The sequence below is a fragment of the Azohydromonas lata NBRC 102462 genome, from assembly GCF_001571085.1.
Lineage (GTDB): Bacteria > Pseudomonadota > Gammaproteobacteria > Burkholderiales > Burkholderiaceae_C > Azohydromonas > Azohydromonas lata.
Window position 1 is genome coordinate 1 of the sequence record NZ_BCTC01000171.1, and the last position, 8,284, is coordinate 8,284.

The window sequence follows — 8,284 nt, forward strand, 5'->3', positions numbered from 1 at the left end:
TGAAATATCCGGGCTAGGCCACAGGCCACAGGCCACAGGCCACAGGCCACAGGCCCTTGAAGGCTAAAACAAATCGAGGTTGAGCTGCTTTGGTGAGTCGCGCGTCGTATGGCAACACATGGTGGGGCGAGCAGTGGCTGCAAGCGCTGGCGCAGATTGACTACGACAACCGCCTGCCGCGCGGGCGCACCTATGCCAATCGCGGCGCGGTGCGCGACCTGAAGATGCACGAGGGGAGCGTGCGGGCCCACGTGCAGGGCTCGCGCCCGAAACCCTACGTGGTGGACATCCACGTGCCGCAAGTCGCCGCCGCCGATGCTGTGCGGCTGGCCGAGCGGCTGGCGGCCGACCCGGGACTGATCGCACGGCTGCTCAATCGCGAGCTGGACCCCGCGGTGCTGAAGGAAGCCACGTCGCTGGGCATCCAGGTCTTTCCGCGACGCTGGAAAGACTTGCAGATGGAGTGCTCATGCCCGGACTGGGCCGTGCCTTGCAAGCACCTGGCGGCGGTGATCTACCTGCTCAGCCGCGAGATCGACGCCGACCCCTACTTGGTGTTCAAGCTGCGCGGCATCGACCTGCAGACGCTGCTGGGCCAGCACGGCGTGGCCGTCGATGCTGAGGCCGAGCGCGCGCTGCCCACCGGCGCGCTGACGCTGTTCGAGGACGACCCCGAATCGGCAATGCCCGAACCAGTCCACGACCCGGACGCGCTGGAGCGCATCGACTTCACGGCCGTGCCCGAGCTGCGTGAGCCGCTGTGGCGGCTGCTACCGGCGCAGCCGGTGTTCCACCGCAGCGGCGACTTCCGGGAGCTGGCGCACAAGACCGTCGCCCGCATCGCGCGCGAGGCGCAGCGCCAGCTCGATGCGGCCACCGCGGTCGCGGACACCGGCAGCGAAGCAGCATCGTTGCCCAAAGGGCAGCTGCGCCTGAGAGCTGACGCACAGGCCGCACTCGAGGTCACGGGCGCGACGCTGGGCGGCCGGGCGCTGGACACGCTGCCCGGGCTGCTGGCGGCGCTGGCGAGCGTACGACCCGAGGACCTGCCGGATCTGGGCGCGGACTTCGCCGCCGTGCACACGCTGCACCTGCTGGCGCTTCATCTTGTTGCCCATGGCGCCGTGGTGCCCCAGGTCTTCGCCGTGGATGCCCGGACACTGGGCCTGCGCTGGTGCGCGGCGGAACTGGACGCGACCGTGCGCGCCCTGGTGGCGCAGGTTGCGGCCGGACTGCCGCCGGAGCTGGTGCAGCGCCGAATGAACCGCAGCTGGGTGCCGCTGGCCGCGCGTGCGCAGGCGCGCGTGCTGCTGTGCGCGCTGATCGACCTGTACTTGCGCCTGCTGGCGGCGGACCTGGGCCCGGCTGCGAAGACTGGCGGCGACGGCATGGTCTGGAGCCTTTTCTTCGGCCCGGGCCAAGTGCGCGTTGACGGCCCGGGCGAGGGGGCGCTGGCCGGCAGCATCCAGGCTTGGCTGGCGCGGCTGCATCTGGCGCGCCAGCGCTACGTGCCGGTGCTGCGCTTAGACGAAGCCGTGCGCACCGAGGGTTTCAGCCTGTCGCTGGCCGTAGCCGACGAACGCGCGACGCTGGAGGCGCCGGTGCCGCTGGCCGACGTCATCGCGCAGCCCGCGTTCCCCCATCGCATGGGTGTGCTCAGGACCGTGGCGATGCTGGCCGAGTTCCACCCGCCGCTGCACGACTACGTGCGCAAGGGTGCCAGGCGTGCTCTCCCTGTAACACCCGGGGAGTTGCCGACGCTGCTGTCGGTCGCGCTGCCGGCGCTGCGCCTCATGGGCATCCGCACCCTGCTGCCGCGGGCGCTGCAGCGGCTGCTGCGGCCCCGGCTGTCGATGCAAATCAAGGCCGCCGCCGGTGCCAGTGCCGGCGCGGGCCTGTTGAGCACGGGCTCGGTCCTGTCCTTCGATTGGAAGGTGGCCATCGGCGATGAACTGGTCAGCACTGCCGAGTTCAAGCGCCTGCTCGGCAAGGCCCGTGGTGTCGTGAAGTTCCGCGGCCAGTACGTGATGCTCGACGCAGCCGAGGTCGAGTCGCTGCACGCCCGCCTGGCCCGGCCCCAGCACAGCGACAGTGCCACGCTGCTGCGCTCCGCGCTGGCTGGCGAAATAGACGGCGCCCCGGTCAGTCTGAACAAGGCGGCAGAAAAACTCATAGAGCAACTTCGGCGCGAGGACGAGGTGGCGCTGCCCGCGGGGCTGCAGGCCACGCTGCGGCCCTACCAGCAGCGCGGCTTCGCCTGGTTGTGGCGCAACGCCCGGTTGGGACTGGGCAGCGTGATCGCCGACGACATGGGCCTGGGCAAGACGCTGCAGGTGCTGGCGCTGCTGCTGCGGCTCAAGCAGGACGGCGCGCTGCGGGAGGGCAGGGCGCTGGTGATCGTGCCCACCAGCCTGCTGACCAACTGGCTCAAGGAGGCGGCGCGCTTCACGCCGGACCTGAGCGTGGCCGTTTTCCATGGCGCCAAGCGCGAGCTGGCGCAGCAGCGGCCCGACGTGCTGCTCACCACCTATGGCGTGGCGCGCACCGAGGCGGCGGCGCTCAAGGCACTGTCCTGGCGCATCGTGGTCATCGACGAGGCGCAGAACATCAAAAATCCCGGCGCCGCGCAGGCCAAGGCCGTCAAGGCCATCCCTGCGGCCAGCCATGTGGCGATGAGCGGCACGCCGGTGGAGAACCGGCTGCTGGAGTACTGGTCGATCATGGATTTCGCGCAGCGCGGCTACCTGGGCGGGCCCACGCATTTCGCGCGCGAGTACGCCACGCCGATCCAGACCCACCGCGACGCCGCGGCGGCCGAGCGGCTGCGCCGGGTAATGGCGCCGTTCCTGCTGCGCCGGCTCAAGTCCGACAAGTCCATCATCAGCGACCTGCCCGACAAGGTGGAGCAGGACCAGTTCTGCATGTTGTCCAAGGCCCAGGCCGCGCTATACGAGAGCGTGGTGCGCGAGGGGATGGCGGCCATTGCCGGGCAGTCCGACACTTTCAAGCGCCAGGGCCTGGTGCTGCAGCTGATCCTGGCGCTCAAGCAGGTCTGCAACCACCCGGCGCACTACCTCAAGCAGGGCGCGGCCGACCCGGCGGCCTCGGGCAAGGTCGAGCGGCTGCTGGACCTGCTCGACGAAATCGGCGCCGCGCGCGAGAAGGCGCTGGTGTTCACGCAGTTCCGCGAGATGGGCGAGCTGCTCGCGCGCATGCTGCAGGAGCGCCATGGGCGCGAGCCCTTGTTCCTGCATGGCGGCGTCTCCCGCGCCGGGCGCGACCGTATGGTGGAGCGTTTCCAGGACGAACCGGGTCAGCGCGTGTTCCTGCTCTCACTGAAGGCCGGTGGCACGGGCCTGAACCTCACCGCCGCCAGCCACGTGGTGCATTTCGACCTCTGGTGGAACCCGGCAGTGGAGGCACAGGCCACCGACCGGGCCTACCGCATCGGCCAGCAGCGCAAGGTGCAGGTGCACCGCTTCATCACACGCGGCACCTTCGAGGAACGCATCAACGAGATGATCCGCGCCAAGCGCGAGCTGGCCGAAATGACCGTGGGTACGGGCGAAACCTGGATCGGCCAGTTGCCAACTGCGGAGCTGAGGGCGCTGTTCGGACTGCGGTGAGCATCAAATTCGGCTCCAGAGAAACGCCTACTTTTCTGCTGGGTCCATTTCTACGGAAACCGCCCTTGGACTTGTGCGCTTATGAGAGGCCAGAATTGCCCATACTGGCCTCTCCAGGCGGCCATGCGGGCAGCAGCACAGCCAGTCAGCCAGGCCAGGTGCCACCGTCCGCCCAGCCAGCAGGCCGACGGCGCAGCGCGAATCAAGGCCTTGTATGCGCAGCTGTCCGTGGGACCAGTCACGCCTTTCGTGCGCGAGCTGACAGTCCAGACCTTCAGCCGCAAGCGCAGCACTGACGAGGCGCGCGAAGCCTCCGTGACGTTCGTGGAGATGCAGCCGGCGCACTGGCACGGCTGAAGCCACCCAGTTGTGGCAGCGGCTGAAACACTTCTTGCAGCAGTGACGGGACGTTTCTGACCCGGGAGCGCACCGCCCGTGGCCTACATCTACGACAGCAACAATGAGCGCTTCACGCGCGTCCCCACGCCCTCGGGCTTCGGGACCGCCGTGGCCATCAATGACACCGGGCATGTCATCGGTCTGGGCGAAGCTGAGGGTCCGGCACGGCCGTATTTGTACGATGGCCATGCCAGCCGTGACCTGTCGGGAAGCCTGGGCTGGGCCTTTGGGATCAACAACGCCGACACGGTGGTGGGTTATGGCGTCGATGGCCGCCCCGTCATGCTCCAAGGCGGTTCGGTCACGCCGCTGTCTTCGCAGCCAGGCCAAGCCTACGCTATCAACGACCATGGCCAGATCGCCGGCAGCTTGACCGACCGCCCCTTCCTCTACAGCGACGGCCGGTTGCAGGTGCTCGATACCGGCGGCCAGCCGGGCCAGGCCCGGGACGTCAACGAGCGCGGCTGGGTCGTGGGCACGCTTGGCGACGGCAGTGCCGACACCCCTTTCCTGTACCGCGACGGCGTGCTGCGTGACCTCAACACGCTGCTGACGCCCAGGGCCGACGCGGCCTGGAACCTGCTGGAGGGCAATGCGATCAACGACCGTGGCTGGATCGTGGGCGCGGGCAGCCTCAATGGCAGTGATCGCCGCGCTTTCGTGGCCATCCCAGTGCCTGAGCCCAGCGCGGCTGTGCTGATGCTGGCGGGGTTGGGGCTTGTCGGCGCCGCGGCGCGTGGACGGCGGCGGGCGTGCAACATGGCCCGAGGTTGTCGCATCAGCTGATTCCCAGGCGCCGCAGCGACGGGTCCCGGTGTCCATGCGCTGCGGCGGTGATGCGGGGGCCGCGGATTCGCCAAGCCTCGCGCACGGCGGCCGGCTGCCCGTAGGTGGCCTGGTCGAAGCGGTGCAGGAGCTCGGCCTTGCGCACATGCGCCAGCGCCGGTTGCAGGCCCCGGACACCGTGCCCAGCGCGCGCAGTGCGCACAAGCGTGGCTTGACCACCCCGCTCGACTCGGGCATGGCGGTGCAGGGAGCGGTGTCGATCATGTGGGGCGGCCCGATAGCTTGCAGGAGAATTCATGCATCGCTCCGTCATTCACTGCGCGGGTGCCGCCGCGTTGCTCATCGTGCCGGTCCTGGCACCGGCTCAAGAACAGATAAGCGAGCTGGCAGCGCAGAGCCCACACCAGCTGTCGAAAGAGGAATTGCAAACGCTGTGGCCGGGTGCATCGGTAAGTCGCGTCTCGGCGCGAGGCAACACCCACCGCTGGAGCAACGATGCCGATGGCACCTTCATCATTTCATCAGACAACGCCGCTCCCGGCATGCGTGCGTCCAGCAGTGCCCACGGCAGGTGGCGCATCTTGGACGACGGTCGCCTGTGCGTGACCATCGAGTGGCGCTTGAACCCCACCGAAGACTGGTGCCGGTTCGTGTTCAGGACCGGTGACGGCTACTGGACCGCCCGTTCGGATGCGTCTGGCGAGAAGGTGTATCGACTGGAGATTCGCAGGCCGGGGTAGCCCCGCAATTGACGCCGGGAGTGGAAAAAAACATGGTCTGGTCGAGCCGGCCGTGACACCCTGGCGACTTCTGGTGGTCTGGAGGCGGCGCCATGGAATGGACGATCCGGCTTGAAGCGCGCACTGGTTGGGGCGAGGTGACGTCCTACGAAGTAGGCGGCCTTCGTCGCGGCCTCCACGACCTCAGCAGCGAGGGCGTCGGGCTCACCCTGGCCGAGGCCAAGGCGCTGCTCGCCGAGTTGCAGCAGCGCATCGTCCAGGACCAGGTCGCTGAGTACGTCACTTGCGCCCGGGTCTGCCCCGACTGCATGGCGCTGCGGCGCCTGCGCGACCAGCGCACCCGTACGCTGCAAACCTTGTTTGGCACCGTCACGGTTGCCGCGCCGCGAATCCGTCTGTGCCCGTGTGCTGACACGTTCGACATGGCCGACCTGTCGATCTCGCCGCTGGCCGACGTGCTGCCGAACCGCTGTACGGCAGAACTGTGTCGGTTGCAAGCCGAATTGAGTGCCCGTCACTCGTTCCGTGAGGCCGGGCGGTTGCTCGAGACTTTTGTGCCGTGCTCGCCACCGAATCACACCAGCGTGCGCAATCGGCTGCATCGCGTTTCGAGCAAAATCGAAGCCGTCGAAGCCGTCGAAGCCGTCGAAGCCGTCGAAGCCGTCGAAGCCGTCGAAGCCGTCGAAGCCGTCGAAGCCGGCAAGCCGCCCGTGGCCGCATCACCATCAACAGCGCGTCGCAGGGGCAGCACGCGCGCCGAAATCGTCGTCATGATCGACGGTGCCCATCTGCGTGCCGTACTGGGCCTGAACACCCGCCACGTCGACGTGACGGTCGGCAAGGTGGAAAAGAAGGGCAGGCCGCCGCGGCGCTTCGCGCTGGCCCCGATGGGCACCGAACAGCCAGCGCAGGCCATCACGGCCGCATTGCTGGCGCAGGGCTGGCAGTCTGGCCGTCTGGTGACCGTCATCAGCGATGGCGAGCCGGCCTTACCGAATCTGGTGCGCATCGCCACGGGCGAGCCGATCCGCCACATTCTGGATTGGTGGCACATCTCCATGCGGGTGCGCCACATCAAGCAGACGTTGGCCGGCATCTGCGCCCTGCGGCCGGCACACCAGATGGGCCTGGACTTCGTCAGCCTCGATGTCGAGCGGCTTCGCTACCTGATCTGGAACGGCTATGCCGAGGAAGCCTGCGAGGCACTCTGGTCGCTGAAGCACTTGGCCAATGAAGTCATCTACCTCAACGGTCATCGGTCCGGCCCGGCCGTACGCAGCTTCCTGCACCACTGCCAGGACCTGCGCGCCTACCTCGCCAACAACAAGGACGCGCTCATCGACTACGGTACACGCTATCGGTCCGGCCGGCCGATTTCCACCTCGCGTGCTGAAGGCTCTGTCGAAGAAATCGCCAACGCCCGGATGGCCAAGCGCCAGCAGATGCGCTGGACACCCAGTGGTGCTCACCGCGTGGCCACGGTGCGTGCCGCTGTGCTCGACGGGCGCATGCGTGATTTGATGATGACGCAACTTGCTGCCTGACGGACCAGAGCTTTTCCACTCCCGTCGCGCAAAGAAGTTCTCGATGAGATGCCGCGCCTTGTAGAGATCGCGGTCCCAGGCCCGTTGTTCGATGCGGCTACGAGTCGGCGGGATCACGGCGACTTGGCCGGCTCGGGTAAGCACGTCAATGACGCGAGCTTGGGCGTCATAGGCCTTGTCGGCGATCACGGCGTCTGCCGTGATGGCGGGCAATAGCGCGTCAGCGCCTTCGAGATCGTGAGCCTGGCCCGGCGTAGGGCAAAAGCCTAAGGGGTTGCCAAGCGCGTCCACCGTGGCGTGGATTTTGGTGCTCAGCCCGCCGTGGCTGCGCCCAATGGCTTGCGCTTGCTGGCCCCTTTTTTGCTCCAGCGCGAATGGCGGGTGTGCACGACGCGGAAATCCCCGAAGCGCTCTGGCAAGTCGCGCCAGGCGATGCCGGCGCGGTAGCGGTAGAGCACCGCGTCGACGAACAGCCGGTTGTCTCGGGCCGTCACGCCCACATGGCCCTTTCGGCCGGGCAGGAAGTCCGTCATGCGCTCCCATTGATCATCCCTGAGCGCATATCTGCGTGTCATCGTTCTTCTTCGTCTGGTCTTTGGTACAGGCAGCCATCATCAGTCAATTGATGACGGGCTCTAGTCCAAACCGTGGTCCTCGCGGCGATGGGCGGCTTTATACCCGTAGCGCTTGTGCGAGGCTCTGGAGAGCTCTACAGCTCGGCGCACCGGTTGAATCCGTCCACATCCTCCGAGGCTCTTGCTGCTCCAACCGCGGCGCCGAGCCGCGTCCGGCTGGACCGCACAAAGCGAAGACACATTTCTGTGACAGTGTTGACTTTCAACCCCATAGATTGGTAAAAAGGTATCTATCTGTATCCGGCGGATAAGGCCTGGGTAAATTGCTGTGAACACGAGGGTGCGAGATGCATTCGCGCGCCCGGATCGCCAGCCGGCACGAGCGCTCTGATGCCGGTGAGTCGCCCGCTGCCCGTGTCCAGATGCTTGCTCCCAATCCTGTGCTGGCTTTGGGAGACCGTCTTTGTCTGTTGCTTCACGTTCCACGCTTGTCCCGGGCCTGCTGGCCGCACTGTTGTCGAGCGGCTGCGCCTCCTTGGTGCCATCGCCTCTGACACCGGCCGAGATCTCAACCACCAGCGCTGCCGACCGCGAGCGGGCGCAGCGCGACGTGC

5 protein-coding genes and 1 pseudogene are annotated in these 8,284 nt (G+C 67.3%); 5 read left to right on the plus strand and 1 reads right to left on the minus strand.

Annotated features, from left to right (window positions below):
• Positions 1-92: 92 nt before the first annotated feature.
• From ALA01S_RS29415 to ALA01S_RS33735, 5 genes are all read left to right on the plus strand, one after another.
• The gene (locus tag ALA01S_RS29415; RefSeq protein WP_066343070.1) at positions 93-3,626 is read left to right on the plus strand and encodes an SNF2-related protein; all 3,534 of its coding nucleotides are present in this window, start codon (positions 93-95) and stop codon (positions 3,624-3,626) included.
• 228 nt (positions 3,627-3,854) lie between these two features.
• Complete coding sequence (locus ALA01S_RS35280; protein ID WP_259375550.1) at positions 3,855-3,983, plus strand: hypothetical protein; 129 nt, start codon at positions 3,855-3,857, stop codon at positions 3,981-3,983.
• 78 nt (positions 3,984-4,061) lie between these two features.
• Positions 4,062-4,811, plus strand: a complete 750-nt coding sequence (locus ALA01S_RS29420; RefSeq protein WP_066343059.1) for a PEP-CTERM sorting domain-containing protein — start codon at positions 4,062-4,064, stop codon at positions 4,809-4,811.
• A gap of 296 nt (positions 4,812-5,107) precedes the next feature.
• A complete protein-coding gene (locus ALA01S_RS29425) occupies positions 5,108-5,551 on the plus strand; it encodes a DUF995 domain-containing protein (RefSeq protein ID WP_066343064.1) in 444 nt (147 codons plus the stop codon).
• Positions 5,552-5,643: 92 nt separating this feature from the next.
• Positions 5,644-7,095 (plus strand): ISKra4 family transposase, encoded by a 1,452-nt coding sequence (locus ALA01S_RS33735; protein WP_157119388.1) that lies wholly within the window; start codon positions 5,644-5,646, stop codon positions 7,093-7,095.
• Between the two features lie 30 nt (positions 7,096-7,125).
• Here ALA01S_RS33735 and ALA01S_RS32405 read toward each other — a convergent pair.
• Positions 7,126-7,670, minus strand: a pseudogene (locus ALA01S_RS32405) (transposase); the annotation flags it as partial.
• Positions 7,671-8,284: the final 614 nt, after the last annotated feature.

Coding starts and splice junctions, on each gene's coding strand:
- ALA01S_RS29425 (WP_066343064.1), top strand. CDS start 5,108: ATGCATCGCTCCGTCATTCACTGCGCGGGTGCCGCCGCGTTGCTCATC.
- ALA01S_RS33735 (WP_157119388.1), top strand. CDS start 5,644: ATGGAATGGACGATCCGGCTTGAAGCGCGCACTGGTTGGGGCGAGGTG.